We start from the raw sequence: 26318 nt of genomic DNA on the forward strand, positions 1-26318 counted from the left end.
GGTTCTGCTGCGGTTGCAGCAGGCGCGGCGATTATAGGTTTGCACACCTGGGTTATGCGGGCTTCACCGCGGGTTATGTACTTGCAGCACGGGCCTGCAACGTGGACACTGTGCCCTTCTTTTCATCACCACTGGATGCCTTCCATGCTCAATACCGAGACACCCAGCACCCTCCACACCGACCTTGACCTCTACTCTTCCGCACAGGTAGTGGACGCGCTGGTGGAAGACCAATTCCTCGCCGTGCAAGCCGTGCAAAAGGTCGGCGCCGACATCGCCCGCGCGATCGATGCCGCTGTCATCCGTATTCAGCAAAGCGGACGGCTCGTCTATGTGGGTGCGGGTACTTCAGGACGATTGGGTTTGCTGGACAGTGTGGAGCTGAGCCCCACTTTTTCCTGGCCCAACGCGCGCGCCGTGGCGCTGCTGGCAGGTGGACCATCTGCGGTGTACGAAGCCGTGGAGGGCGCGGAAGATGACGCGGAACTTGGTGCGCATGACATCGGACAAGCGAATGTGGCTACACAGGATGTAGTCCTGCTGCTGGCAGCCTCTGGCGCCACGCCGTATGTGATGGGCGCGCTGCAGGCGGCCAAGGCAGCCGGCGCTCTGACCATTGGCTTTGCCAACAACCCGGGCGCGCCCGTCACGCAGCAGGCCGACATCGGTATCACGCTGGACACAGGCCCGGAAGTGATCTCCGGCAGCACGCGCCTGAAGGCCGGCACTGCGCAGAAGATTGCGCTGAACTCTTTTTCCAGCGCACTGATGGTGCGGCTGCACAAGGTCTACGGCAACCTGATGGTGGACGTCAAACCTTCCAACGTCAAACTGATACGTCGCACCGTGGCGCTGACCATGCAAGCAGCAGAATGCGACGAAGTGACGGCCACGCAAGCCCTGGAAGCTTGCGGCTACCATGTGAAGCTGGCCATTGTGATGGTCCGCAAGCAGTTGCCTGCCGATGCGGCGCGCGCATTGCTCGAGACGACCGACGGCAATGTCCGCGTGGCGCTGAAAGAATAAATGGAAAGACCGACGTTGAACGCCCTGCCCAACAACCGACTCACATCACTCGACGCGTTTCGCGGCTTCACCATCGCCGCAATGATGCTGGTCAACAACCCCGGTGACTGGAGCCATTTGTACAGCCAGCTCGCGCATGCGCATTGGAACGGCTGGACGTTTACCGACTGGGTGTTCCCGTTTTTCCTGTTCATCAGCGGTATGTCGATGGCGTTTTCACTGGGCCGTCTGACCCAGGCTGGCGCCGACCGACCCGCGCTGCTGCGCAAGCTCGCGGTGCGTGCCAGCATCGTGTTCCTGATCGGCTTTGCGCTCAATGTGATTCCGTATTTCAATTGGGCCCACGTGCGCATTCCGGGCGTATTGCAGCGCATTGCGATCTGCACGCTGCTGGCCGGGCCTATCGTGGTCTATTGCAGCTGGCGCCAGCAAATCTCGTGGATTGCAGCGCTGTATGCGCTCTACACGGTGCTGATGTTGTGCGTACCCATTCCCGACATGCAGGGCGTCGTCGCTGCCGGTGTGCTTGAACCAGGGCGCGACTTCGGTGCCTTTGTAGACCGTTGGCTGATGGATGGCCATTTGTGGGTGCAGTCCAAGACCTGGGACCCAGAAGGCTTGGTCAGCACGCTGCCTGCGATCTGCAATTTGCTGCTGGGTTGCCTGGCGGGCCGCTGGATCGACCAAGACCTGCCGCGCCCCGAAAAGACAGCCTGGCTGCTGGTAGCGGGACTGGCTTGCCTGTGGGTGGGATCGATGCTGGATGTGGTGTTGATGCCCATCAACAAATCCTTGTGGACCGTGTCGTACAGCGTGTTCACAACCGGCTGGGCGCTGATCGTGTTCGGTGTGTTCTATTGGCTGCTGGACGCCGCGCCCGCCGACCGCGTGCGCGCGCTGTCGACCCGCTGGCTCAAACCATTCGTGATCTATGGCATGAATGCGCTGTTCCTGTTTGCGTTCTCTGGTCTGGTCGTCAAGATACTGGGCTTTATCCATTGGCCCATGGACGACGGCAGCAGGCCTTCGCTGGGCGCGTTGTTGTATGCGCCGATTCAGGCACTGCCATTGGCGCCGGTCAATGCATCGCTGCTGCACGCCGTGCTGTTTGATTTGTGCATGTTTGCGGTGGCTTGGTTCATGTGGCGCAAAAAATGGTTCATCAAGGTTTGACGCACTGGACGCGGCGCGCCACGCTGCTGGCTGGGGCAGCGCTGCTGGCCAGCTGCGTATCTGCGCCTTATGTTGCGGTACCTGGGCAACAAGTTACCACTTCAGACGAACCACCGGCAGCTCCGCGCGAGTTTCGTGCGGCATGGGTCGCAACCGTGGCCAATATCGACTGGCCCAGCAAGCCTGGCCTCAGCACCGCGCAACAGCAGACAGAAATTCGCGCCATTCTGGATACCGCTGCCAGGCTGAAACTCAACGCCATCGTGCTGCAGGTGCGCCCCGCCGCCGATGCCATCTACCCCTCGGCGCTGGAACCCTGGACCGAATACCTCAACGGCGAACAGGGCAAGCCGCCAGACCCGCCGTACGACCCGCTGCAGACCTGGATCCACGAGGCGCACCAGCGCGGTATCGAGCTGCACGCATGGCTGAACCCCTACCGCGCGCGCCACGCGACGGCCAAATCTGCGCTCGCGCTGAACCACATCGCCAATACCCAGCCGCAAGCCGTCAAGGCCTATGGCGACCAGTTGTGGATGGACCCGGCGGAGCCGGTGGCCGTTCAGCGCACGCTGGATGTGGTGGCCGATATCGTGCGCCGCTATGACGTCGACGGCATCCACATCGACGACTACTTTTATCCCTACCCGATCAACACCACGGATGCGCAGGGCGCGACCACCGAGCTGGACTTTCCGGATGAGCCCGCATGGCAGCGCTACACCGCGGCGGGCGGGCAGGGCACGCGCGCGGACTGGCGACGCAGCCAGGTAAACCAGCTGGTGCAGCGCATGTACACAGTGGTGCACCAGGACAAGCCGTGGGCGCGCTTTGGCATCAGCCCGTTTGGCATTGGCAAACCAGACCGCAGGGCGCCAGGCATCCAGGGCTTTAGCCAGTACGACAAGCTGTACGCCGATGTGGAGTTGTGGCTCGCGCAAGGCTGGCTGGACTATCTGTCGCCGCAGCTGTACTGGCCGATCGACCAGGCGCCGCAGGCCTTTGGCGTGTTGCTGGACGGCTGGCATCGCGAGAACACGCAGGGCCGCCACCTGTGGCCGGGCCTGTTCACCAGCCGCATCGACAACTCGGCCAAGAGCTGGACGCCTGAAGAGATTCAGAAGCAGGTCGCACTGCTGCGCCAATCCCCGGCCGCATCGGGCCATGTGCATTTCAGCATGGTTGCGCTGTTGCAAAACAGAAAAGGCTTGGCCGACGTTGTGCAGGCCGGGCCGTACCGCCAAGCGGCCTTGGTGCCTGCTACGCCTTGGCTGGGCGACGCGCGCATCGCCGCGCCCACGGTGCAGCGTTTGCAGACCCATGGCAGCTCCGGCGCTATAACCCTGCGCGTGACGCCGCCGCCAGACGCCGCCGCCGATGCGCGTACCGTGGCGGTCTGGGCGCGTTACCAGCACCAGTGGCGATTCAGCAGTCAGGCAGCCGATCAGGCGTTAGTCGTTCTCGCATCAGACCCTACTTTGGGGCCACCCGATAAGGTCGTGCTGAGCTTGGTCGGGCGGCTGGGCGAGGAGAGCCCCAGAGTCAGCTTGACGCTACGGCCATGAGTTACCCGTGGTGTTGCGCAAACTCCACAACGCCCCCATCCACGCGCGGCCATCGAGTATCCGGGCTCCCGCATTGCACTGTCTTGTTGCGAACGCACATTTTCAAGAGATTTATGCCTACAACGCCCGGAAATATTGCGTAAGCAGCTACTATTTTTATAGCAATGCACTACCTGATTGCGACCATTTCATGGCCCAACAGCAACCCTGATCGCGCCACCGGCAAAGAACATTCCATCGGGTTATACATACGTTGCTAAAAGTAACTATTCTGTAAAGCTTGCGCGGGCGTAGTCTGCGAAATGGATACAGGCATGCCTGCCAACAAACCCTCAAAGCCAGCCGGTTATGCCGTCTGGTCAACAACCCAGGAGCTAGCGCAGTGAAACTCAACAAAGTCGCCCAATGCATCGCATTGATGGGCATTGCCGGATACGCATTCGGTCAGACCGCCCCCGAACAAAAGCTCCAACGCGTGGAAATCACCGGCTCCAGCATCAAGCGCATCGCTTCTGAAGGCGCCTTGCCCATTCAGATTATTTCCAGCCAGGACCTCAGGACCCAGGGCATTACAACGGCTGAGCAGGTGATCAGCATGTTGAACGTCAACGGCAATGGCATTGACAACCTGGCCAGCAATGCCGACGTGGCGTCGGGCTCGGGGCGGGGTAGCAATGGCCTGTCCGCGGCCAATCTGCGCGGTCAGGGTGCTGGCAGCACGCTGGTGCTGCTCAATGGCAGACGCGTCGCTGCGCACGGACTCAACGGTGGCGTGGTCGACCTGAGCTCCATCCCGATGGGCGCGATCGAGCGCATTGAAGTGCTGAAGGATGGCGCCTCCGCCATTTATGGTACCGACGCGATCGGCGGCGTAATCAACTTCATTCTGAAGAAGGACTATCGCGGCGCCGAAATTGAAGCGTTTACCGACGTCACGCAGGCTGGCGGCGGAAAGATTGACCGGATGAAATTGCTGGGCGGGTTCGGCAATCTGGAAGAAGACAACTACAACCTGCTCATGTCCCTGGGACGCAGCCAGAGCCAGATGCTGCGCGGAGACCAGCGGTCTTTCGTGAATACCTTCCAGCCTAACCGGGGTCTTTCTGTAGACACGCGCGGCACGCCTTACGCGACTGCATTTGCGATCAACTCCATTTACAACGCGCTAAGCCGTGACAACCTGAATACCACCGGCCGCAGCACCGGCCCCATGGCTCCGGGCGGCGGCGCGCAGACCTACAACGGCATCAATGCGCTGGATGTGCCTGGCGGCATTGGATGCAATGCCATCGACGGACAAGCAGCCTATGACGAAGTGTTGTGGGCAACGCCTGCTGCGAAATACGGTTGCGCATGGGACACCGGCCGCGCCGCGGTATTGCAGCAACCGTTGATCAACACCAATATGCTGGCCAAGGCGACGTTGAAATTTGGTGAACACCATGTGAACTTTGAGTACGTGGCTGCCAGGGCAGAGTCGGCCAAGTCCTTCTCTCCCAACCAGATCAGCAGCAGCACGACCACCAGCAGCCCGTTCTTCAACCTCGCGTATCCGAGCACGGGAGCGTCTTATAACTATGTGATGGGCAAGCTGGTCTCGGCATTCCCGACGCTGGCGGCCAATCAGGCTGCCGGCGCGCCTATTGCCTTCCGCTGGCGCTGCATGCCCTGTGGAAACCGGGAGATCAGTACCACCAGCGATACCATGCGCGTGCTTCTCAGCGTCGACGGCCCGTTGGGTGGCGGTTGGGACTACCGCGCAGCGGTTTCCAACGCCAGCAGTGACTCCACCTCCGTACTTGGCAACGGCTATTTCTATGGCAAGGAATTTGCCGCGCTGATCAACACCGGCGTACTGAATCCGTTCCTGTTGCCTGGCGAGACGCAAACACCCCAAGCGCTGGCTGGGCTGGCAGCAACCTCCGCCAACGGTGTCACGCTTTACGGTGGCCGCACCACGCTGCAACAAATGGACGCGACCGCAAGCGGCCCGGTCTTCAAACTCCCAGCAGGTGACGTGATGGTCGCGGTGGGTGTGGACTCCCGCACGGAGAAATTTGGTTTTAACGGCAACGCTACCGACCTGGCCACCCAAGGCCGCATTTTCAACGCGCCATTCGACTCGGTGAACACGCTCGCGACTGTGAAGCGGGATGTCAATGCGGTCTTCGGCGAAGTTCTGATTCCTGTGACCAAATCGCTGGAAGCAACCCTCGCCGTGCGCCGTGACGAGTATTCAGGTTTTGGCTCCACGACCAATCCCAAGGTGTCGTTCCGCTTTACGCCTGTCGAACAGTTCCTGGCACGCGGTTCGTACAGCACCGGATTCCGTGTGCCCACTTTCGCACAGCAGTCGTTCGGTGTAACGATTTCGCCCTATTCCGGCAAGGACCTGGTCGACCCGCAAAAGTGCCCCACGCTCGTTGTGGATCCCACCAAAGCCGGCTGCGAATCCATCACACCTGACACGCTGTTTGGTGGCAAGCCCAGCTTGGGGCCTGAAACCTCCAAGCAGTGGACACTGGGATTCATCTGGGAGCCAACCAAGTCATTCAGCGTTGGCGCTGACGTATGGAGTATCCGCAAGTTCGACACGATCCAGAGCCTGAGCCTGTCGCAACTGCTGAACAACTACAAGCTGTTCCCCGATAACTTCATTCGCGATGCCAGCGGCACTCTGGTCGGAATTGACACCCGCTGGGTCAATGCCGGCGAGTCCGCAACCTCTGGCGTTGATATCAACGTCCAAGGCGCCGGAAGAGTTGCCGATGGCAAATGGACCGCGGTGCTGGACGGAAGCTACCTGTTCGAGAAACAGTCGCGCATCCTGACCAATGCACCTTGGGGACCCAGCGAAATTGGTGTCTTCTCGCGTACCGGTGATCTGGGTCTGCGCTGGAAACACACGCTGACCGGCACCTACCAAACCGGCAACTGGACCAGCACCTTGACCCAACTTTACCGTTCTGGCTACAAGGATGCGGTGCTGCCCGGCGTGGCCAACGGCAGCGTGGTGCCAGCGGACTGGAATCCCAACGTCGATGCTTACATTACCTATAACGCCAGTGTGACTTACACCGGCATTAAGAATGTGGGCATGACGGTTGGTATCAGGAACCTGTTCGACCAGAACCCGCCATTCACAGCGGTGTACGACGGCGACACCGGCGCTGGAAGCTCGTGGGAACCCCGTGTGGCCGATCCACGCGGACGTTCGCTGAATCTGCTGCTGAGCTACAAGTTCTGATCTGCTTGCCTCTCAAAAAAAGCACCTTCGGGTGCTTTTTTTGTTTTGGGCTTACTCGACGCGCACGAACTGCGCGCGCACGCGGTTGCGGTCCCCGTGGTCAAAGTGCCACCATTCGGACGCAATGCCGACAAAGCCGCCATGCTGCATCGCCTCGTACAGGATGTGTCGGTTGGTCAGCTGTTGTTCAGTCAACAAGCCTTGTTGCAAATGCTCTGCTTCATGCTGGGGGTGCGACAGGATGCTCAAGGCGTCAAAGCCTGTGCCCATGTCCAGCTCTTTTCCTTGCGCATCCAGCAGCGTCACATCCACCGCCATACCGAAGGAGTGGATGGAGCCTTTGGCCGGATCGGCCAGGTACTGGCGCAACTCCGTGCCTTCCAGAAAATCCCACAACTCGATTTGCACCCGGTGAGGTCGCAGCGCATCCAGTACCGCCAGTGTCAGACCGGGATGCTTGGTACGCAGCCAGGCGACGGAGCGCTCCAGCGCATCTGCCGCTTCACGGTGCAGCCATGCACAGTTAAGCGTACCGTATAGATTGCGGCCGACAAAGTTGTCGTCGGTGGCGTAGCGCAGGTCTATGGCGATGCCCTCTATGCTGGCGAGCGCTCGAAAGTCCGGGTTGGTGGCAATCAGCTCACAACGCATGCTTAAGCACCCGTTCGCTCAATCTGCAAGGCAACGTGCCGCCTCATCGCGTATGCACTGCACCAGGTGGCGCGCCGACTGCGACAGCGGCGCCGAGTTGGCGGTCAGCAAATACAGCTGCACCGGGATTTGCGGGCTCAGCGTACGGCGCTGCGCCTTGCCGGGTTCGATTTGTGCCGCGGTGAACGGATCGATTACCGCGGTGCCGACCCGGTTTTCGACCAGCGTGCGCGCCAGCTGGTAGGTCTGCACCACAGTGTGCGCATCCAGCGTATGGCCAAAGGCATCGGCCACATTCATCACCTGGTTGCCCAGCGGGTCATCGACGGCCAGGCCAATCAGGTTCTTGGGAATCTCGGTCACATGGATGGGCGTAGCCGCAAGGCGCGCAGACCAGGTGCCTGCGGGCGCGATCACCGACATAAAGCCCTGCGCCAGCGTCTCGACACCGATGCTGGGATTCTTGGGGTCATGCAGCGACAGCGCAAAGTCGGCTTCACCCAGCAACAGGGCGGACACGATTTCGGGCGTGTGGTGGGTCGACAGCTTGCAGCGCACGTCCGCATATTTTTTACGCCACAACGTCAACGCTGTCGGTACTACCGACATCGCCAGTGTGGGCGTGGAGACCAGCCGCACGGTTTGCTCGGGCTTGTCACGCAGGCTGCTGGCCATGCGCCGCACCGATTGCAAATCGCGGTTCAAGCGATCGACTTCGACGAACAGCTTGTGTGCTTCGGGCGTGGGGTAGAGCTTGCCCTTGATGCGCTCGAACAGCGCAATGCCCAATTGCAGCTCGCAATGCTGCAGGACCTTGGTGACGGCTGGCTGGGAGATGAACAGCAGCTGCGCGGCGCCGCTGATGGTGCCTGCCTGCATCACCGCGTGGAAAACTTCAATATGGCGCAGGCGCATGGTTGCTAAAACAGAGTGTGCTGGTTTTATCGGTATACATCTTCAAAGTCCATGCCGCCATTGGGCGCCATGACGAAACCTTTGACGTCCTGTTGCATGGGGATGTAGACCGTAGAGTGCGCCATCGTAATCCAGGGCCGCTCGCGCTTGAAAATTTCCTGGGCTTTTTCGTAAGTTGCCATGCGCTTGGCCGTGTCGGTCATGCCGCGTGCGGCATCCAGTAGTTTGTCAAATTCGGCGTTGCAGAACTTGACACCGTCCGAGCTGGACGCGCAGCTCAGGTTGGGCGTCAGAAAGTCGTCGGCATCGCCACTGTCGCCGGACCAACCGCTCATGTAGACGTCGTGCTCGCCATTCTTGGCGCGCTTGAGATATTCGCCCCATTCATAGGTCTTGATGTTGGCCTTGACACCAATCTTGGCCCAGTCCTGCTGGATCAACTGCGCCATCAACTGGCCATTCGGGTTGGTCGGACGTATCACCGGCAGCGCCCACAGGTCCAGCGTGAAGCCATTGGGGAAGCCGGCTTTGGTCAGCAGTTGCTTGGCGCGCTCCGGGTTGAATTCATTTTTCAGTTTTTTGTTGTGGCCCGGGATCGCCGGTGGAAAGGCGCTGACCGCCTGCATCGCATCACCGCGCGGGAACAAGGCCTTGAAGATCGCATCGCGGTCCACCGCAATGTCCAGCGCCTCGCGCACCTCGCGGATTTTGGTCGGTCCGCGTTTCATATTGAACGACAGGTAGGAGATATTCAGCGCCTGGATCTTCTTCAGCACAATGTCCTTGCGGCCTTCCACAGACGGAATTTCGTTTTCGCGGATGGGCGCAAGAATGTGGCACTCGCCCGCCAGCAACTTCTGCAATCGCACATTGGGGTCACGCGTGATCTGGAAAATCAGCTTGTCGGTCTTTTGCGGATTGCCCCAGTAATCGGGGTTGGCCTCCATGCGCACCACATCGTCCTTTTTGTACGAGACAAAGCGGTAGGGGCCGGTGCCAACGGGCGCGTTGTTGATGCTTTGCGCGGAGCCAGTCTTGAGCAAATGCTCACCGTACTCGGCCGAGAGAATGCCGGAGAACGTCATCGCGAAATAGGTCAGGAAGGTGACATTCGGCTGCCGCAGCACAAAGCGCACGGTTTGGGCATCGACCTTTTCGATCTTTTCGATCAGCCGTCCCAGCCCCAGGTTCTGCGGATAGATGAATAGCGCAGGAAAGGCCAGATTGAACGGATGCTTGGGTTGTGTGAAGCGGCCGTAAGTGAACAGCACGTCGTCGGCATTGAACTCGCGTGTCGGTGTGAAATACACCGTCTTGTGGAAGCGCACACCTTTGCGCAAAGTGAATGTGAAGACCTTGGCATCGGGCGACACGGTCCAGCTGGTGGCGAGCTGTGGCTCCAGCTCGGTGCCACCGCGTTTGAAACCCACCAGCCCCTGGAACATCTGGGTCGTGGTGTTGTTGGTGCCGGAAGAGTCCCACATGCCTGGATCAAAACCTTCGGGACTGGACTCCGCACAGTAGACCAGCGGTTTGGCCGATACGGCGGCGCTGAGGGCCAACGCCAAGCAGGCAAACAGAATGCGGTTTTTGGTCAAGGGCTGTCTCCGGTTTTCCAATTATTCAAGGTGCTGCTGCATCCAACTGTCTACAGCGGCACCCAGCTGCGCAATGCGCCAGTCGGTCACACAGCCCGGGTGGGGCGCATAGCGCCGACCCAGGTTGCTGGTCATCGCAACAAGGTATTTTCGCGGCTTATGTCCCAAGCCGGTGACCATACCGGCATCGGCTGTGTAATTGTCGGTGTTGCCCGTCTTGTGCGCGAACAGCGCCGTCGCTTGCGCGTTGGTTGTGCGGATATCGGGTGGGAAGGCCATATGCTCGATCTGCGCGCCGCCTTGCGGTGTGATCCAGTGAGGAGGCAGGCGGGCCGGGATACCGGCTTGCCAACCGGGAACGCCTGCCACCACTGCCGTTGAAAGAATCTCGTGCAGCCCTTGGTCTGCCAGCCAGCCCCATAGTCGCTGTTTGCTGTCTGCGCTGAGCAAGGGGGCGTGCCCGGCGGCCAGTGGCCAGGGTGCTTGCGGCACTTCGTCCGCCAACAGCCACAGCAGGCGAACGGTATCCCAGGCGGTCATCTGCAAATGCCCTACACCGGCACCGTCCGCGTTGCGCCAGCCGCCATGGGCTTGGGTGCCCTGCAGTCGCAGCGTATGCAGACCGACCGAAGCGAACAGACGTTCCAGGTAGTTGGTCTCACCATCGTTACTTTTCTGGATCAAGCCACCGGCATGCAGCAGCGCCACCATCGCAGAGGTTGCGTCATTGTTACTGGCGACGATCATCGATTCGGTCCAGGCGGCGATGGTTTTCTCTGTACCGCCGTAAGTCCAGGCATCGTCCCAGTGATACGCACCGGCGTCCACCACACGGCCCACACCGACCGCGACCATCAGTTTGATCAGTGACGCAGGGTAGGGCGCTACAAAGCGGTGTGGCCCTGCACCTGCCAGTGGCGTCCATTGCATCGCATTCCAGTCGCTGTGGGGCAGCCAGGCGATGCTGTTGCCCTGTGCATCGGTCTGGTCTGCCAGGTAGCGGACATTGCCAACGACTTCGGCCCGCGGCCCCACATCGGCCACCACCCCATCCGGAAAGTCGCGCGAGAACAGCACATTGGCCCAGACGGGCGCTGCGCCTTGCGGAAAAGCAACCACCGCCAGATCGATACTAGGGAAGTGCGTCAGCGGTCGATTTTCATTTTGGGGATCGATGACCTGCCCAAACTCCAAACCGCGCACTATGCCCAGCAGCGCGTCAGCAAGCGCTGCATGCTGTATCAGTTGGGCCACGTGAAGCCATCCAGCGGCAAAGGGCTGTGGCCCTGCCCCATCAGGCTGGCCAGAATGCTGGCGCTGCCGCAAGCAAATGTAAAACCCAAGGGGCCATGGCCCACGTTAAACCACAAACCCGGCACTGAGCTGGGCCCGATGATGGGCGCGCCGTCGGGTGTCGCGGGCCGCAGGCCCGCCCAGGGCGTGGCTTGGTCGTAATCACCGGCCTTGGGCATATCGGTGCGCGCGATGCGTAGCAGGCTGGCAATGCGGCCCGGTTCGATGCGGTCGTCCTCGCCCACCATGTCCACCATCGCCGCAATGCGCAAATCATCACCAATGCGCGCGTACAGCACCTTCTTTTCAAAGTCGGTGATGCTGGATTGCGGCGCCACATGCGCCGCGCCAATAGGCGCCGTCAGGCTATAGCCCTTCAGCGGGTACAGCGGCAGGTCTTGCGACAGCGTCGCAGCCAGGCGGCGGCTGGCAATGCCACTGGCCAGCACAAAGGCATCGGCGCCGCGCACGCCATGGTCCGTCACGGCCTGCAAGCGGCCGTAGGAGTTGAAGCCAAAGCGCTGTACTTCCTCCTGTACCAGACCCTTGAAGTTGGGATGGGTAGAGAGCGCCGCCATCAGCGATTCACAGAACGCGTGGCAATCAGCCACCGCTTCGTCCACGGTAAATATTCCGCCTGCCAGTTGGCCCTCCATTGCTGCGAGTACCGGCTCACGCGCCAGGCATTCCGCCGCAGTCAGCACCTGCTGGCTCGCAGACGAGGCGCCTTGCGCTGCGCGCGCAAACGTGGACTGGGTGCGGTAGACGATCAGCTTGCCGGATTCTTTCCACTGAAAGTCCGCAAGTTCGGTCGTGGCCATCAATTGCGAAAGACACTCGCGGCTGTAGGTTCCCAAGCGCGCCAGGCGCGCTGTGGTTTCACGGTTCGCCTGCCCGTGGCAGCGCATCAGGAATTTCACCAACCACGACCATTGGTACAGATCGGTGCTGGGCTTGAAGCGCAACGGGCCGTCTTTTTCCATCAACCAACGCAGAGCCTTGAGCGGCACGCCGCCATCGGCCAACGGTGACACATAGCGGTAGCTCAGCTGTCCGCCGTTGCGGTAGCTGGTGCCCGTGCCTACGGCGGCGGCCTTGTCCAGGAGCGTGACTTTCCAGCCCGCTTCTGCCAGGTACCAGGCGGTGGTGACGCCCACGACTCCCGCGCCTACGACGCAAACTTCCCGCATAAATCGCCTGTGTTGATCTTTGGCTTACTGTGTCACAGCCGTCGCACCGCTGTGATGAATGCTTGCGCAAGCCCTATAACCTGATGGAATTGGCATTGGCGGCATCGCCATAACCCTGCGTGGCGCAGAGCGGCACAATGTCTTCATGACCCTGCCCCGCGCCCTACTTTCTGTTGTTTCACGCTGTGGTGTGTCCGCGGTGTGCCTGGTGGCCACCGTATGCCAGGCGCAAAGCGCGCTGCCTGCGCCTGTGTTGCAGGCGCTGCAGGACACCGGTTTTGACGCGGCCAACCTGAGCGCGCTGGTCGTTCCCGCGCAGGGTGGGACGCCCAAGATGGCGCATCTGCAGAGCCGCCCCATGTCGCCTGCTTCCACCATGAAGCTGGTGACCACCCTCGTGGCACTGGAGGAGCTTGGGCCAACCTACCGCTGGTCTACGCGGCTGCTGGCCGACAAACCTGCGCTTACCGGTGTGATCAAGGGACCGCTGTACCTGCAAGGGCAGGGCGATCCGAATTTCACCTGGGACAACCTGCGCGACATGCTGCGCAACCTGCGTGACCAGGGCGTGCGCCGGCTACAAGGTGATCTGGTGCTGGACCGGGGCTATTTCCGCCCATCGCGCCCCGATGCGGCTGTGCCGGACTTTGATGACAGCCCGCAGGCCTATTACAACGTGATCCCGGATGCGCTATTGCTCAACGGCAACCTGTTGACCGTTGCACTCACGTCCGACGCAACCCAAACCACCATCCGCACCGGGCCGGATTTGCAGGCCGTGCGTGTGCGCACGAAGATAGCGCTGGATGACAGTGCGTGTGACAAGTGGGACGATGACCTGATCAAGGCGCACGCGCAGCCCGTCGGCAAGACGGGAGTGGAAGTCACGATTACAGGCAGCTTTCCGCGCAACTGCAAGTCCAACACCCAGCTCAACGTACTGGACCGCAATGACTACATCGCGCGCTTTGTCCGTACCTACTGGAAAGAAATTGGCGGGAGCTGGACTGGCGGTGTACGGGACGGTGTAGCGCCAGCCACGGCGATAGCCCTGGTCACACGCCGCTCCGATACGCTGGCGAATACCGTGCGCCTTATCAACAAGCCCTCAGACAACGCAATGACGCGCTCGGTGTTCATGACACTGGGCGAAACGCGCCCGATAGAAGCCCGCGCAGGCAGCTCCACACAAGCCGGCGCGCTGGCCATCCGTGCCTGGTTTGCGCGCAAGGGTTTGAGTGATGCGGGTCTGGTGCTGGACAACGGCTCCGGCCTGTCACGCATTGAACGCATCAGCGCAGAGCAAATGGCTGGGCTCTTGCAAGCGGGGGCAAAGAGCCCTTGGTACGCCGAGTTCGCCAGCAGTTTGCCCATCGTGGGCACTGATGGCACGATGCGCCGCCGTTTGAAGGATGCGATAAGCCCCGGCCAAGCGCGCATCAAGACCGGCAGCCTGAAAGACACCGCAGCGATTGCGGGTTATGTCCGCGATCCGCAGGGCCTTGAGTGGGTGGTGGTGGGTTTTGTCAATGCGGACCATGCGGCGCGCAGTCGTCCGGTGCTGGATGCGTTGATTCGCTGGGTTGCTACTGAGCCCGTTACTCCCTAGGTCTCTTCCTGCCGGAGTGGGGAATGCAGGGAGGCCTCATGGTGTGCCTAAGGCCACACAAATCGGCTTCCCGGTATTCCCCACCCCAGCGAGATGGAACATGGCTGGTTAACCAATGTCGAACACTAAAAAACCACAGGGGAAGGCGGTGTGCCCGGAGCCGATTTGTGTGGCCTTAGGCACACCATGAGGCCCCGGGCATACCGCCTTCCTCTGTGCGTCACCCAGGGTAGTTAAACAAAGCTACCCAGAAATCTCTTCCACCCGATGACAAGCAATCTGCCGGTCCGCATAGGCCCGCAACAACGGGACCTCTTGCGCACAACGCTCCACCGCATGTGGACAACGTTTATGGAACGCGCAACCGGAGGGTGTGTGCAATGGACTGGGAAGTTCTCCAATGATGGGAATCTTGACGCGCCGGTCTTGCGGCCGGATCGCCGGTGTGGCGCTCATCAGTGCGCGGGTATAGGGGTGCAGCGGCTGCGCAAACAGTGTGGCCTTGGCGCCGTATTCGACGGCTGCGCCCAGGTACATCACCATCACATCGTCGGCCACATGCTCGACCACGCTCAGGTTGTGCGAGATGAACACATAGCCGGTGCCAAACTCTTCCTGCAGGTCCATAAACAGGTTCAGGATTTGCGCCTGGATGGAGACGTCGAGTGCGGACACGGGTTCATCGGCCACCAGAATGCGCGGTTCCAGCACCATCGCGCGGGCGATGGCCACGCGCTGGCGCTGGCCGCCGGAGAACATGTGCGGGTAGCGGCGCGCGTGCTCGGCGCGCAGGCCTACACGGGCCAGCATGGCTTCGACTTTTTCAGTACGTTCTTTCGCCGACAGCTTGGTGTTGATCGTCAGCGGCTCATCCAGTGTGTAGGCAATCGTTTTGCGTGGGTTCAGCGAGGCATAGGGGTTCTGAAACACCATCTGCACGCGCGAGCGCATGGCCTTGATGGTCTCGGCGTCGGCCTGCGCCACATCGACGCCTTCGATGCGCAGGCTGCCAGCGGTCGCCGCTTCAATCATCGTCAGCTGGCGCGCCAATGTGGATTTGCCACAGCCGGATTCACCCACCACCGCCAGCGTGCGCGCGGCGCTGAGCTGAAAGGACACGCCATTCAGTGCCTTGACGGTTGCTGTCGGGCGAAAGAAGCCTTGGCGCACTTGGTAGTGGCGCGTCAGCCCTTCGGCTTGCAGCAGGGGCGTGGCGTTATCTGCCATGCGGTACCCCTTGTGCGTTGAGCGGCGTAATGCAGCGCACACCATCGATCAATGGGGGCCGGGCACTGCGGCAAGCGTCCTGCACATACGGGCAGCGCGGCGACAGCAGACAGCCTTTGGGCTGGTCGTATTGGCCCGGCACCATGCCACCGAGCGCCGACAGTCGGCGCGCACCTTTCGCGTGTTCGGGAATCGCCGCCAGCAACGCCTGGGTGTAGGGGTGGCGTGGCGCATCGAACAGGGCGTTGCTGGCGGACGCCTCCACGATCTGGCCCGCATACATCACACAGATTCTTTGCGCCACTTCGGCAATAACGGCCAGGTCGTGCGTGATCATGATCAGCGCCATGTTCTTCTCGCGCTGCAGGCGCACCAGCAGGTCCATGATCTGCGACTGGATGGTCACATCCAGCGCTGTGGTTGGCTCATCGGCAATCAACAGTTTCGGATTGCAACTGATCGCCATCGCAATCATCACGCGCTGGTTCATGCCACCGGACAACTGGTGCGGATACGCGTTCAGGCGCGCCTGCGGGTCAGGGATTTCCACCAGTTCCAGCAGCTCCAGCGCGCGGCGCTGCAAGGCATCGCCTTGCAAACCCAGGTGCACCTTCAGGGCTTCTTTCAACTGGTAGCCCACCGTGTAGGACGGGTTCAGGCTGCTCAGCGCATCCTGAAAGATCATGGCGATGTCTTTGCCGATGATGCGGCGCTTCTCGGCAGGGCTGGCTTTCAACAGGTCATGGCCATCGAACAGCAGTTGGTCTGCCGTGACGCGGCCCGGCGCATCGACCAGGCCCATCAGTGCCATCATCGCGACCGATTTTCCGGAGCCCGATTCGCCCACGATGCCCAGCAACTCACCGCTGTCAATCTGCAGGTCCACACCATCCACCGCAGGGAAGGGTCGGACCGCAGCGCCAAATTCGACGCGCAGGTTTTTGATGGTGAGCAAACTCATGCTGCTCAGCCCACCCGTTTCAGCCGCGGGTCCAGCGCATCGCGCAGGCCGTCGCCCAGCAGATTGATGGTCAGCACCGAGACCAGAATTGCCAGGCCCGGCAATGTGACCACCCATGGGGCGCGCTGGATGTAGTCGCGCGCGGCGCTGAGCATCGTGCCCCATTCGGGCGTAGGTTGCTGCACACCCAGGCCCAGAAAACCCAGCCCGGCGGTTTCCAGAATCGCTGACGAGAAGCCCAGCGTGGCATTGACGATCAGCGGGGCCATGCAATTGGGCAACACCGTTTTGAACATCAGCCGCCACACGCCTGCACCAGCAACGCGGCTGGCCGTGACGTATTCCTTGTTGATTTCGGCCAATGCGGCAGCACGCGTCAGGCGCGTATATGCGGGCAAGGTGCCGATCGCGATCGCCAGCATAGTGTTGATCAGTCCGGGGCCCAGAATGGTGATCACGCAAATGGCCAAGAGCAGGCTTGGCAGCGCCAGCATGATGTCCATCACGCGCATGATGGACGACCCCAGCATGCGTTGGTAGAAGGCGGCCAGCAGACCCAGGACGACGCCGGGGACCAACGACAGGATCACCGACACCAGCGCGATGAACAGCGAAATACGGGCACCAAAGATCAGGCGCGACAGGATGTCGCGCCCGGCCTCGTCGGTACCGAAGAGATGTTGCGTGCTTCCGCCGGCATGCCAGACCGGCGGTACCAGCATGCGGTCGCGGTACTGCTCTATCGGATCGTAGGGCGCGACCCAGCCTGCAAAGACCGCCAGAAACACCAACAGCAGGAACACCGCAAGCGCCACCACCGTACCCTTGCTGGCGGTAAACGCCTGCCAGAACTCGCGCAGCGGGCCGGGCGGCTGGACGGTGGTTTCCATGGTGGTGTCTGTCATGGCCTAGCGCTCCGCCCGCATGCGAGGGTTGACCCAGCCGTACAGCAGATCAACGATCAAATTCACGAACACGAAGATGCTGGCCGAGACCAGGATGCCGGTCTGCACCACAGGGTAATCACGCCGCGCGATGGAATCGATCAGCCACTTGCCGATGCCGGGCCACGAGAAAATCGTTTCGGTCAACACGGCGCCCGCCAGCAGACTGCCAACCTGCAAGCCAATCACGGTAATAACCGGGATCAACGCATTGCGCAGCGCATGTACAACCAGCACGCGCAGCGGGGCCAGGCCTTTCGCGCGCGCGGTGCGGATGTAGTCTTCGCGCAGCACCTCCAGCATCGAGGAACGCGTCATCCGCGCAATCACTGCCATCGGTACCGTGCCCAACACGATGACCGGCAGGATCAGGTGCCGACACGCCGATAGAAACGCACCCTCTTCACCGCTGAGCAGGCTATCAATCAGCAGCAAGCCTGTTCGCTGCGGAATGTCGTATTCAATCGAGATGCGCCCGGATACCGGTGTCCAGCCCAGGTCCACAGAGAAGAACATGATCATGATCAGGCCCCACCAGAAGATGGGCATGGAATAACCGGTCATTGCGATGCCCATCACGCCATGGTCCACGCTGGATCCGCGTTTCAGCCCGGCGATCATTCCGGCCGGCATGCCCACCAACATGGCCAGCAACAACGCCACCAGTGTCAACTCCACCGTCGCCGGAAACAGCGCCAGAAACTCTTTTAATACCGGCTCGCGTGTCACCAGCGACATGCCCAGATCACCCTGCACCAGGCCCGTGATGTATTTGAAATACTGTTGGTACAGCGGCTGGTCCAGGCCCATCTGGTGCATCAGCGCGGCGTGCATTTCCGGATCGAGACGGCGCTCGCCGACCATCACTTCAATCGGGTCGCCAGGCACCAGCCGAATCAGCGTGAACGCGACCAGCGTGATGCCTACAAAGGTAGGAATCACGGTCAGCAGTTTCCGCAGGATGAAGGACAGCATGGATGGACGCGTGGGACGGGTTGGCGCATGCTAAACCATGAACCTGCTTGCGCTTGGCTGGCCGCGTGTTGCGCGCGACACAGTAAGAGATTGTCGTATGAGTTTTTGTTATGCGAATGCGCCCACAGCCGCATTTTCCAAGGCTATGCTGCACGCCATGGACCGCCGAACGTTTTCGCAATGGACCGCCCTCGCAGGCCTTGCCGCAACAGGCACGTCTGCACCCGCCGCCACCAAAGCTACACCTGCACGGCAACGCCTGCGCAAGCCGCCAAGGCTACGCGAAGGCGCCTGCATTGGCGTCGTCTCTCCCGGTGGACTGATGGAACCCGAAGCACTGGAGAAATGCGTTCGCAAAGTCGAGGCTCTGGGTTTCAAGGTGCGGCTGGGCGAGAACGTATTGGCGCGCCACGGCCACAAGGCAGGCACAGTGGAGCAGCGCGCCGCCGACCTGAACGGCATGTTTGCCGATGACAGTGTGGACGCAATCTGGACCACGCGCGGAGGCTACGGTTCATCGGCTCTGCTACCTTACCTGGACTATGCGCTGATACGGCGCAAGCCCAAGATCCTGATTGGCTACAGCGACATCACCGCACTGCATCTGGGCATCTACCAGCACACCGGGTTGGTGACTTTCCACGGGCCGGTACTGTGGTCCAGCTTCAGCGACTACTCGCTGGAACACATCCGCAAAATCCTGATGGAGCCCGCGCCGCACTACACGATGGCGCTGTCATTAGACAACCTCGCCAAGGGCGCCAGCAACCCGGCCTATATCCCGCGCACGCTGCATGCAGGTGTTACCGAGGGGCCCTTGCTGGGCGGCAACTTGAGTGTGTTGTGCAACCTGCTGGGCACGCGCCACATGCCTGCTTTGGATAAGCACTTGCTGTTTCTGGAAGAGATTACCGAGACACCGAAGAAGATCGACCGCATGCTGACGCAATTGCGGCTGACACCAGGCTATGACAGCCTGGCTGGGGTGGTCTGCGGTGTGTTTGACGAATGCGTTCCAACCGATACCGATCCGTCACAAACGCTGAGCGAAGTGCTGGATGAAAACTTCGCTGCGTTCACCAAACCGGTGGTCTATGGCTATTCGTTTGGCCACGTTTCCCGGCAATACACCTTGCCTGTTGGCGTGCGCGCACGCCTTGATACTGAGGCACAGACGCTAACGCTGCTGGAAGCTGCCGTCACCTGACGGGAAGCCGAATTCAGAAGAGAATACGGCTGCAGAGCGCATGGAATGTTCGTAAGCAGCTACTAAATCAGTAGCGCTTCCTCGACAACTTTGCGCGACTTAACGCGCGTCTGGCAGCTCGATCTTGACTTCCAGCGTTTCCAGATTGTCCTGGCGACCTGCAATGACCTTGATATCGGCCGGATTGATCTTCACGTATTTGCTGATCACGGCGACCAGCTCGCGCTGGAGTTCGGGCAGGTAGTCGGGCGCGGACGCATTGCGTCCGGCGCGCTCGTGGGCCAGAAGAATGGACAGGCGTTCCTTGGCAACGCTGGCCGTCGTTTTCTTCTCACCCAGAAAAAATGACAGAAGGGAAGCCATTGTTTACTTGCCTCCAAACAGACGCTTCAGCAAACCTTGCTTGGGTGCTTCGGTGAAGCGCATGGGCTTGTCTTCACCCAGGAATCGGCTGATCACGTCCTTGTAGGCTTCCGACACATCGCTGCCTTGCATATGCACCGCAGGTGTGCCCTGGTTGGAGGCCTGCAGCACTGATTCGCTCTCGGGGATCACACCGATCAGCTTGATGCGCAGAATGTCCTGGATGTCTTCCAGCGACAGCATCTGGCCCTGGTCAACCCGCGCCGGGTTGTAGCGGGTGATCAGCAGGTGTTCCTTGATCGGATCCAAACCTTCGATCGCACGCTTGGTCTTGCTGGCCAGCATGCCCAGAATGCGGTCCGAGTCGCGCACGGAGGACACTTCGGGGTTGGTCACAACCAGCGCTTCATCGGCAAAGTGCATCGCCATCAGTGCGCCGGTTTCAATACCTGCGGGCGAATCGCAAACGATGAATTCAAAGTCCATGGCGGCCAGATCGTTCAAAACCTTTTGCACACCTTCTTGCGTCAGTGCATCCTTGTCGCGGGTTTGCGACGCGGCCAGCACAAACAAGTTGTCGCACTGTTTGTCCTTGATCAGCGCCTGGTTCAGGTTGGCTTCGCCCTGGATCACGTTGATCAGGTCATACACCACACGGCGTTCGCACCCCATGATCAGATCCAAGTTGCGCAGGCCCACGTCAAAGTCGATCACCGCTGTCTTGTAACCGCGCAACGCCAGACCGGTTGCGAAGCTGGCGCTGGTCGTGGTTTTACCCACGCCGCCCTTGCCAGAAGTCACCACAATGATTTTTGCCATGAATACGTTTTCCTTCGCTTTAAAAGTTCAGCTAAAAACTCAGCTCTTCAGAGCTTCAATGATTAATTTGTCTTTGCCGTCATTGGACAGACGCACCTGTGCGGGCTTGCCCTGCACGCCGGCCGGCAGCGCGTTTTCGCTGGTGCGGTAAACACCGGCAATCGAAATCAGTTCGGGTTCCATGCACAGCGAGAAAATGCGTGCATTGGTGTTGCCACGGGCACCCGCCATGGCCTTGCCACGCAGCGGCGCGTAGACGTGGATGTTGCCGTCCGCCGCAATTTCAGCACCCTGGTTGACCATCGCCAGCACCACCAGATCGGCGCCACGCGCGTAAATTTTTTGGCCAGAACGCAAGGGCTTGTCGACCACCATCGTGGCCGGGCCGGGTACTTCGCGGACTACCTCGTGGACTACCTCATGCACGACTTCCTTGACCACTTCAATCGTCTCAGTGGCATGCACAGCGGCGCGTGCCCGGGGGGCATCGGCTGGTGCTTCGACCAGACCCACTGCCTTCGCGGATTCCAGCCATTCCGCACTGGCTCCACGCACTGCGACCGCCACCAGGCGGCAGGTACGCAAAGTGGTCAACAGGGGTTTCCAATCCGGCTCTGGCGTATCGGTGGGGATGTGTGAAAAATCCAGCACCAGCGCATCGTGGTCAAAGAAGTCCGGGTTGTCCCCCTCAGGGCCGTAGGCCGCCAGCAACTGTGCCACCAAGGTATCGATATCGGAGGTTTTGACCAGCAAGGCAACCAGTTGCAACTGGGCGCTCTTGATTTCGAAGCTGGCAGGCAAGGAAACAGGGAGGGAGCCTGTTACGGGAAGCGACATGAACGAAGAAAACCTGACCAACAAAACCGGGATAGCCGGGGGAGACAGCAGGCGGGGTCACCTGTGCAAGAGCGCAAATCTTACTTGATGGATTGCGGCGTTTGGTACCGGCAAAAAGAAAGAAAAAACATTTGCCGCGGGAGTTTCCCCTCTCTATCTCTCTTCTTTTTATATTAAAGACATAGTAGTAGTAGATAAGCAAAGCCCGATTCTGTGGATAAGCCTTCTTTTTCATTTCAGATCAATGATTTAGGCTTGTTTGAACCATGTGGGTGACCGTGTCGGGCTGTTGCAGGCCAGGGCGGATAACTTTGGGAATTCGATCTTGCCTGTGGATAAGCCATGGCTTATGCCGGAACTATGCACAGACTTATTGTTTGACAAGTCAGATAAAGAAGAGCCGTGTAGAGTCGGTGGCTATGAAACTCGCACTTCGATTGTTGGGTGTTGCTGTTCTGGCTGTGCTTATTTTTGCAGTGGCCGGGGTTATTGCGGTCTGGGCACCCGACCGGTCTGTGGAATCCCTGTCAGCCCGTTGGGCGCCGCCGCCGTCCCAATTTATCGCGGTACAGGGCATGCAGGTCCATATCCGCGATGAAGGTCCGCGCGACGATCCGCGTCCGATTGTGCTGATCCACGGAACGTCGGCCAGCTTGCACACCTGGGATGGCTGGGTGGAGGCATTGAAAGGCAAGCGCAGGGTCATACGCTTTGATTTGCCCGGGTTTGGTTTGACCGGACCGCATCCGCAGAATGACTACTCCATGGAGGCCTATGTGCGCTTTGTGGGCGCGGTGCTGGAGAAGTTGAATGTGCAGCATTGCGTGCTCGCGGGGAACTCGCTGGGTGGGCAGATTGCATGGGCCAGTGCAGCGGCCATGCCTCAGCGGGTGGACCAACTGGTATTGATCGATGCGAGTGGTTATGCGATGGAGCCCAAATCGGTACCGATAGGGTTTCAGATTGCCCGTATGCCGGGTGTGCGCAGCCTGATGCAGCATGTCCTGCCGCGCGGGGTGATTGAATCCAGCCTGCGCAATGTCTATGGCGATCCGGCCAAAGTGACCACGGAACTGGTGGATCGCTATTACGAGTTGACCTTGCGTTCCGGCAATCGCGCAGCATTGGGATACCGCCTGCAGCAGCGCCTCAGTGGCGACCGTCAAAAGATTCAAGGGCTCAAAGTGCCGACGCTGGTGATGTGGGGCGGCAAGGATTTATTGATCCCGGTGGACAATGCGCATAAGTTTGCTGCCGATATTGCGGGCTCCCGTCTTGTGGTGTGGGACGACCTGGGGCATGTGCCGCATGAGGAAGACCCGCAGCGCACGGTGCAGGCATTGATTACCTTTCTGAATTGAATAGCAGGACCGAATTAGTAGGATTTTGGCCATGACCGACAAAAAGCCTTTTGAAATTGCGCGGGAGACGCTCAAGCAATTGACGGCCCGCAAGATGGTTCCGACGCCGATCAACTACCAGACGATTTACAACGAAATTGCCGGTATTCCGCAGCAACAGCCGTTTCCTGCAGATACCTTGCGTGATATTTCCAAAGCCTTGCCTGCCAAGACACCAGGCCAGCAAAAGCAGAAGGGACTGCTGGATTACGCGATTGACCGCTTGAACTGGGAAGGTGTGAAGACGGCACTGGTGGCCTACGGCGGTTTTGTTCCGACCACGCCCGAAGCCGCAGGAACCACTGAGGCGAGTGTGGCCGCCAATGGTGCAGCGGCCTCCGCCAGTGCTTCGATGCTGAGTGCAGAGTTCATGGGCCAGATGGGCCAGATGATCGAGTACCTGCAGCCCGCGCTGGGGAATGACGATGAACGTCTGGTAGAGCAAACCGCTTTGCTATTGAAGGCCTTGCGTCAACCCAAGGTAGATCTGTCTGCCGTGAAGCTGATGCTGGTGAATTACAGCCACCGCCTGTCGTTTGCAGCAGAAGACCAGGCCGAGATCAAGAAGACTTTGCTGAAACTATTGCATCTGGTATTTGAAAACATTGCCGAGCTGGGCGTCGAAGAAAAATGGTTGGCGGGCCAGATGGATGCACTGATGACCGCCGCATCGCCGCCACTGACGCTGCGCCGCCTGGACGACGTGGAGCGCCGCCTGAAGGATGTGATCTTCAAGCAGAAAGATGCGCATGCCAAGGCGGTCCAGTTGCAGAACGAAATGCGCCAGATGCTGGCGACGTTTATCGATCGGCTGGCGCAGATGAGCCAGTCGTCCGGTTCATTCCAGGAAAAAATGGAAGACAGCGCACGCCAGATTGAACAGGCCAAGACGATTGCCGAGATTGCGCCGGTGCTCAAGGAAGTCGTGGGCGCCACGCGTTCGATGGCGCAAGAGAGCCAGGTCGTGCGCGACGAGTTGCGCAGCATGCGCGAGCAGGCGACCAATGACGAAGCACAGCTGGCCAAGCTGCACCAGGAGCTGGACCGCATCAGCACGCAAGCGCGGCACGACCCGCTGACTGGCGCGCTGAACCGCAAGGGGCTGGATGAGGCGATAGAGCGCGAACTTTCCAGCGTGCGCCGCAAGGAAACACCGCTGTGCATATCGTTGCTGGACATTGATAATTTCAAGAAGATCAACGACTCGATGGGCCATTCCACGGGTGATCAGGCGCTGAACCATCTGGCCACGGTCGCACGGGAATGCATGCGCCCGCAGGACACGCTGGCGCGCTATGGCGGCGAAGAATTTGTAATCTTGTTGCCTGACACCACGCTGGAAAAAGGCATCGATGCGATGACCCGGCTGCAGCGGGAACTGAGCAAACGCTTCTTCCTGGCAGGTACCGAGAAGGTGCTGATCACCTTTAGTGCAGGCGTGGCCCAACTGGCGTCTGATGAAACGCCGACGGACTGCATTCGCCGCGCCGACCAGGCCATGTACCTGGCCAAGCGTGCCGGTAAAAACCGCGTTCTTGGAGCTTGAATGTGGCCCCCACGCTCCGCCGCTGCGCGGGTCGCTGCCACCCAAGGGGGGCTAACTCGCCTTGGGGCGGCCCGGCGGCGAGTTACCACTGAGATTTAAAGGAGTTGCTGATGCCATATTTGTTATTGGGTCTGGTGTTGTTTCTGGGTGTGCACTCGGTGCGTATCGTGGCCGATGGCTGGCGCACGGAAATGCTGCAAAAAGTCGGCGAAGCGGCCTACAAAGGCAGCTACACCGTGCTATCTCTGGTTGGATTTGGGCTGATCGTTTGGGGTTTTGGTGTGGCGCGGGAAAACCCGGTGCAACTGTGGGTGCCGCCCGTCGCTCTGCGCCACCTGGCGTTGTTGTTGACGCTGGTGGCGTTCGTCTTTCTGGCAGCGGCCTATGTGCCGCGCAATGCGATCAAGGCACGCGTGCACCACCCTATGGTGTTGGGCGTGAAGACGTGGGCATTTGCCCATTTGCTGGCCAACGGCAACTTGGCGCACGTCATTCTGTTCGGCAGCTTTCTGCTGTGGGCCGTGGCGAACTTCATTGCCTCCCGCAAGCGAGACCGGGCACTGGGTGTGGTCTATGCCGCAGGCACGCGGTCAGGCACGGTGCAAACAGTGGTTGTCGGCGTTGGCGCCTGGGTGCTGTTCGCGTTCTGGCTGCACGGCTGGGTGATTGGCATTCGCCCGCTGGGTTAAACGCTAGCGCGTCAGCGCCCACTGGATCACATACTTGGCGGCAAAGCCCGTCATACCGAAGGCCAGGCCGAGAAACAGCACAAAGGTACCGAATTTGCCAGCCTTGGATTCCCACGCCAGCTGGCCAATGATGAACAGCATGTAGAGCATGAAGCCGCCAATGCCAAAGCTCAGGCCGAAGGCCGCGATCTGTGCTTCCGTGTAGCCAAACATCAGCGCTCCTTGCGGCGCATGGAAGGCGCATTCAGGGGCGCAGACAAGGGCTCACGTGCAGGCAGTGCAGAGGCGTCCACCAGTGCACGGTAGGCATGCCAACTGGCGTGACCCAGCATCGGGATCACCAGAATCAGGCCCAGCAACAGCGAGCCCAGTCCCAGCAGAGTGAAGCCCATGACCAGCGCAGCCCAGAGCGCCATAGGAATGGGGTTGGCCAGCACCACCTGCCAACTGGTCAGCACGGCCTGCCAGAGGCTGACGCGGCGGTCCAGCAGCAGCGGCATGGCCACCACGCTGGAAGCAAACATCGGCGCCGCCATCAGGCCACCCAACGCCAGCCAGAGTTCGAACAGCCAGCTGTCCTGGGCCAGCATGACATGGTGGACAAAATCGAGCGGTGTATGGATGGGCTGGGGTGCCAGCAGGGTGATAAGTGCGGCAGAGGTCAGCACCCAGCCGGTGGCGGCGAGTGCCAGCAGGGCGCCGAACTGCACCATGCACCAGTATTCGTTGCCCCATTTGTTGAAGTGGCTGTTCTGCCAGTTCAGCCATGTCTTGAGTACCACACCGAAGTTCGCCACTTCGCCGCGCTCCAGTGCGCGACTTAGCGCGTACAGGCTGGTGGCCAGCACCGGGGCGACCACCATGAAGCCCGACAGGGCGCCGGCGAGCAGCCAGAAACGATCGTGTGCGATCCAGACGATCACTGCGCCAACGGCCATCAAGACCAGTCCGTGCAGCGCGCTGATCCAACGCGTGCGCGCCATGTCTTTCAGGCCCAGGACCAGCCAGATCAGGGGTTGCCAGAGGTCAACGGTGTTGACCTTGGGTACGGGTAACGGGGTTTGCATGGTTCGCCAGTGTATG

At 60.3% G+C, this 26318-nt stretch carries 23 protein-coding genes; 9 read left to right on the forward strand and 14 right to left on the reverse strand.

The features are described 5' to 3' along the window. Positions 1-144: 144 nt before the first annotated feature. The 4 genes from murQ to AC1DV6_RS07520 all read left to right on the forward strand — a co-directional run bounded on the left by murQ (position 145) and on the right by AC1DV6_RS07520 (position 7011). Positions 145-1026: an N-acetylmuramic acid 6-phosphate etherase gene (murQ, locus tag AC1DV6_RS07505; protein WP_477976661.1), complete on the forward strand. Its 882-nt coding sequence runs from the start codon at positions 145-147 to the stop codon at positions 1024-1026. Next, complete coding sequence (locus AC1DV6_RS07510) at positions 1027-2199, forward strand: acyltransferase family protein (protein WP_477976663.1); 1173 nt, start codon at positions 1027-1029, stop codon at positions 2197-2199. Continuing rightward, positions 2181-3764 (forward strand): glycoside hydrolase family 10-like protein, encoded by a 1584-nt coding sequence (locus AC1DV6_RS07515; protein ID WP_477976665.1) that lies wholly within the window; start codon positions 2181-2183, stop codon positions 3762-3764. The genes AC1DV6_RS07510 and AC1DV6_RS07515 overlap by 19 nt, the downstream gene beginning before the upstream one ends. Before the next feature lie 382 nt (positions 3765-4146). Beyond that, on the forward strand, positions 4147-7011 hold the full coding sequence (locus tag AC1DV6_RS07520) for a TonB-dependent receptor plug domain-containing protein (protein WP_477976667.1): 2865 nt from the start codon (positions 4147-4149) through the stop codon (positions 7009-7011). Between the two features lie 51 nt (positions 7012-7062). On the opposite strand, the gene AC1DV6_RS07525 is transcribed toward AC1DV6_RS07520, so the two are convergent. Genes AC1DV6_RS07525 through AC1DV6_RS07545 form a run of 5 tightly spaced genes read right to left on the reverse strand, consistent with a single transcriptional unit; the run spans position 7063 to position 12658 of the window. Beyond that, positions 7063-7662 (reverse strand): M15 family metallopeptidase, encoded by a 600-nt coding sequence (locus tag AC1DV6_RS07525; protein WP_477976669.1) that lies wholly within the window; start codon positions 7660-7662, stop codon positions 7063-7065. Between the two features lie 18 nt (positions 7663-7680). Next, a complete protein-coding gene (locus AC1DV6_RS07530) occupies positions 7681-8577 on the reverse strand; it encodes a LysR family transcriptional regulator (RefSeq protein WP_477976671.1) in 897 nt (298 codons plus the stop codon). 26 nt (positions 8578-8603) lie between these two features. Continuing rightward, the gene (locus AC1DV6_RS07535) at positions 8604-10175 is read right to left on the reverse strand and encodes an ABC transporter substrate-binding protein (RefSeq protein WP_477976673.1); all 1572 of its coding nucleotides are present in this window, start codon (positions 10173-10175) and stop codon (positions 8604-8606) included. A 21-nt stretch (positions 10176-10196) separates the two neighbouring features. After that, positions 10197-11429 carry a serine hydrolase gene (locus AC1DV6_RS07540; protein ID WP_477976675.1) on the reverse strand — a complete coding sequence of 411 codons (1233 nt, stop codon included), beginning with the start codon at positions 11427-11429 and terminating at the stop codon, positions 10197-10199. After that, complete coding sequence (locus AC1DV6_RS07545; protein ID WP_477976677.1) at positions 11417-12658, reverse strand: D-amino acid dehydrogenase; 1242 nt, start codon at positions 12656-12658, stop codon at positions 11417-11419. The genes AC1DV6_RS07540 and AC1DV6_RS07545 overlap by 13 nt, the downstream gene beginning before the upstream one ends. 145 nt (positions 12659-12803) lie before the next feature. On the opposite strand from AC1DV6_RS07545, the gene dacB reads away from it, so the two are divergent. After that, positions 12804-14267: a D-alanyl-D-alanine carboxypeptidase/D-alanyl-D-alanine endopeptidase gene (gene dacB, locus AC1DV6_RS07550; protein WP_477976679.1), complete on the forward strand. Its 1464-nt coding sequence runs from the start codon at positions 12804-12806 to the stop codon at positions 14265-14267. 243 nt (positions 14268-14510) lie between these two features. Here the strand turns inward: dacB and AC1DV6_RS07555 are convergent, their stop codons facing one another. From AC1DV6_RS07555 to AC1DV6_RS07570, 4 genes are read right to left on the reverse strand one after another with little or no spacing between them, the layout of a single operon-like run. Continuing rightward, on the reverse strand, positions 14511-15494 hold the full coding sequence (locus AC1DV6_RS07555; protein ID WP_477976681.1) for a peptide ABC transporter ATP-binding protein: 984 nt from the start codon (positions 15492-15494) through the stop codon (positions 14511-14513). Next, on the reverse strand, positions 15484-16455 hold the full coding sequence (locus AC1DV6_RS07560; RefSeq protein WP_477976683.1) for an ABC transporter ATP-binding protein: 972 nt from the start codon (positions 16453-16455) through the stop codon (positions 15484-15486). The genes AC1DV6_RS07555 and AC1DV6_RS07560 overlap by 11 nt, the downstream gene beginning before the upstream one ends. Before the next feature lie 5 nt (positions 16456-16460). Beyond that, on the reverse strand, positions 16461-17360 hold the full coding sequence (locus tag AC1DV6_RS07565; protein WP_477976685.1) for an ABC transporter permease subunit: 900 nt from the start codon (positions 17358-17360) through the stop codon (positions 16461-16463). Between the two features lie 3 nt (positions 17361-17363). After that, positions 17364-18374 (reverse strand): ABC transporter permease subunit, encoded by a 1011-nt coding sequence (locus AC1DV6_RS07570; protein ID WP_477976686.1) that lies wholly within the window; start codon positions 18372-18374, stop codon positions 17364-17366. A gap of 97 nt (positions 18375-18471) precedes the next feature. Here AC1DV6_RS07570 and AC1DV6_RS07575 point away from each other — a divergent pair, with 97 nt between their 5' ends. Continuing rightward, a complete protein-coding gene (locus AC1DV6_RS07575) occupies positions 18472-19581 on the forward strand; it encodes a S66 peptidase family protein (RefSeq protein ID WP_477976688.1) in 1110 nt (369 codons plus the stop codon). A gap of 99 nt (positions 19582-19680) precedes the next feature. Here the strand turns inward: AC1DV6_RS07575 and minE are convergent, their stop codons facing one another. Genes minE through minC form a run of 3 tightly spaced genes read right to left on the reverse strand, consistent with a single transcriptional unit; the run spans position 19681 to position 21600 of the window. Beyond that, positions 19681-19944 carry a cell division topological specificity factor MinE gene (minE, locus tag AC1DV6_RS07580; protein ID WP_477976690.1) on the reverse strand — a complete coding sequence of 88 codons (264 nt, stop codon included), beginning with the start codon at positions 19942-19944 and terminating at the stop codon, positions 19681-19683. A gap of 3 nt (positions 19945-19947) precedes the next feature. After that, complete coding sequence (gene minD, locus AC1DV6_RS07585; RefSeq protein ID WP_477976692.1) at positions 19948-20763, reverse strand: septum site-determining protein MinD; 816 nt, start codon at positions 20761-20763, stop codon at positions 19948-19950. A 39-nt stretch (positions 20764-20802) separates the two neighbouring features. Beyond that, positions 20803-21600, reverse strand: coding sequence for a septum site-determining protein MinC (gene minC, locus AC1DV6_RS07590; protein WP_477976694.1), 798 nt, complete (start codon positions 21598-21600; stop codon positions 20803-20805). A 419-nt stretch (positions 21601-22019) separates the two neighbouring features. Between minC and AC1DV6_RS07595 the strand changes: the two genes are divergently transcribed. The 3 genes from AC1DV6_RS07595 to AC1DV6_RS07605 all read left to right on the forward strand — a co-directional run bounded on the left by AC1DV6_RS07595 (position 22020) and on the right by AC1DV6_RS07605 (position 25235). Continuing rightward, entirely contained in the window at positions 22020-22961 is a 942-nt protein-coding gene (locus tag AC1DV6_RS07595) for an alpha/beta fold hydrolase (RefSeq protein WP_477976696.1), read from the forward strand. A 31-nt stretch (positions 22962-22992) separates the two neighbouring features. Beyond that, positions 22993-24546: a GGDEF domain-containing protein gene (locus tag AC1DV6_RS07600; protein ID WP_477976698.1), complete on the forward strand. Its 1554-nt coding sequence runs from the start codon at positions 22993-22995 to the stop codon at positions 24544-24546. Positions 24547-24656: 110 nt separating this feature from the next. After that, positions 24657-25235, forward strand: coding sequence for an NnrU family protein (locus AC1DV6_RS07605; RefSeq protein ID WP_477976700.1), 579 nt, complete (start codon positions 24657-24659; stop codon positions 25233-25235). Between the two features lie 3 nt (positions 25236-25238). Here the strand turns inward: AC1DV6_RS07605 and AC1DV6_RS07610 are convergent, their stop codons facing one another. Next, entirely contained in the window at positions 25239-25448 is a 210-nt protein-coding gene (locus AC1DV6_RS07610) for a DUF2788 domain-containing protein (protein WP_477976702.1), read from the reverse strand. Further along, complete coding sequence (locus AC1DV6_RS07615) at positions 25448-26302, reverse strand: DUF2189 domain-containing protein (protein ID WP_477976704.1); 855 nt, start codon at positions 26300-26302, stop codon at positions 25448-25450. Before AC1DV6_RS07615 ends, AC1DV6_RS07610 begins: the two co-directional genes overlap by 1 nt. Positions 26303-26318 lie beyond the last annotated feature (16 nt).

Source organism: Rhodoferax sp. P2_H8_2 (genome assembly GCF_056403235.1).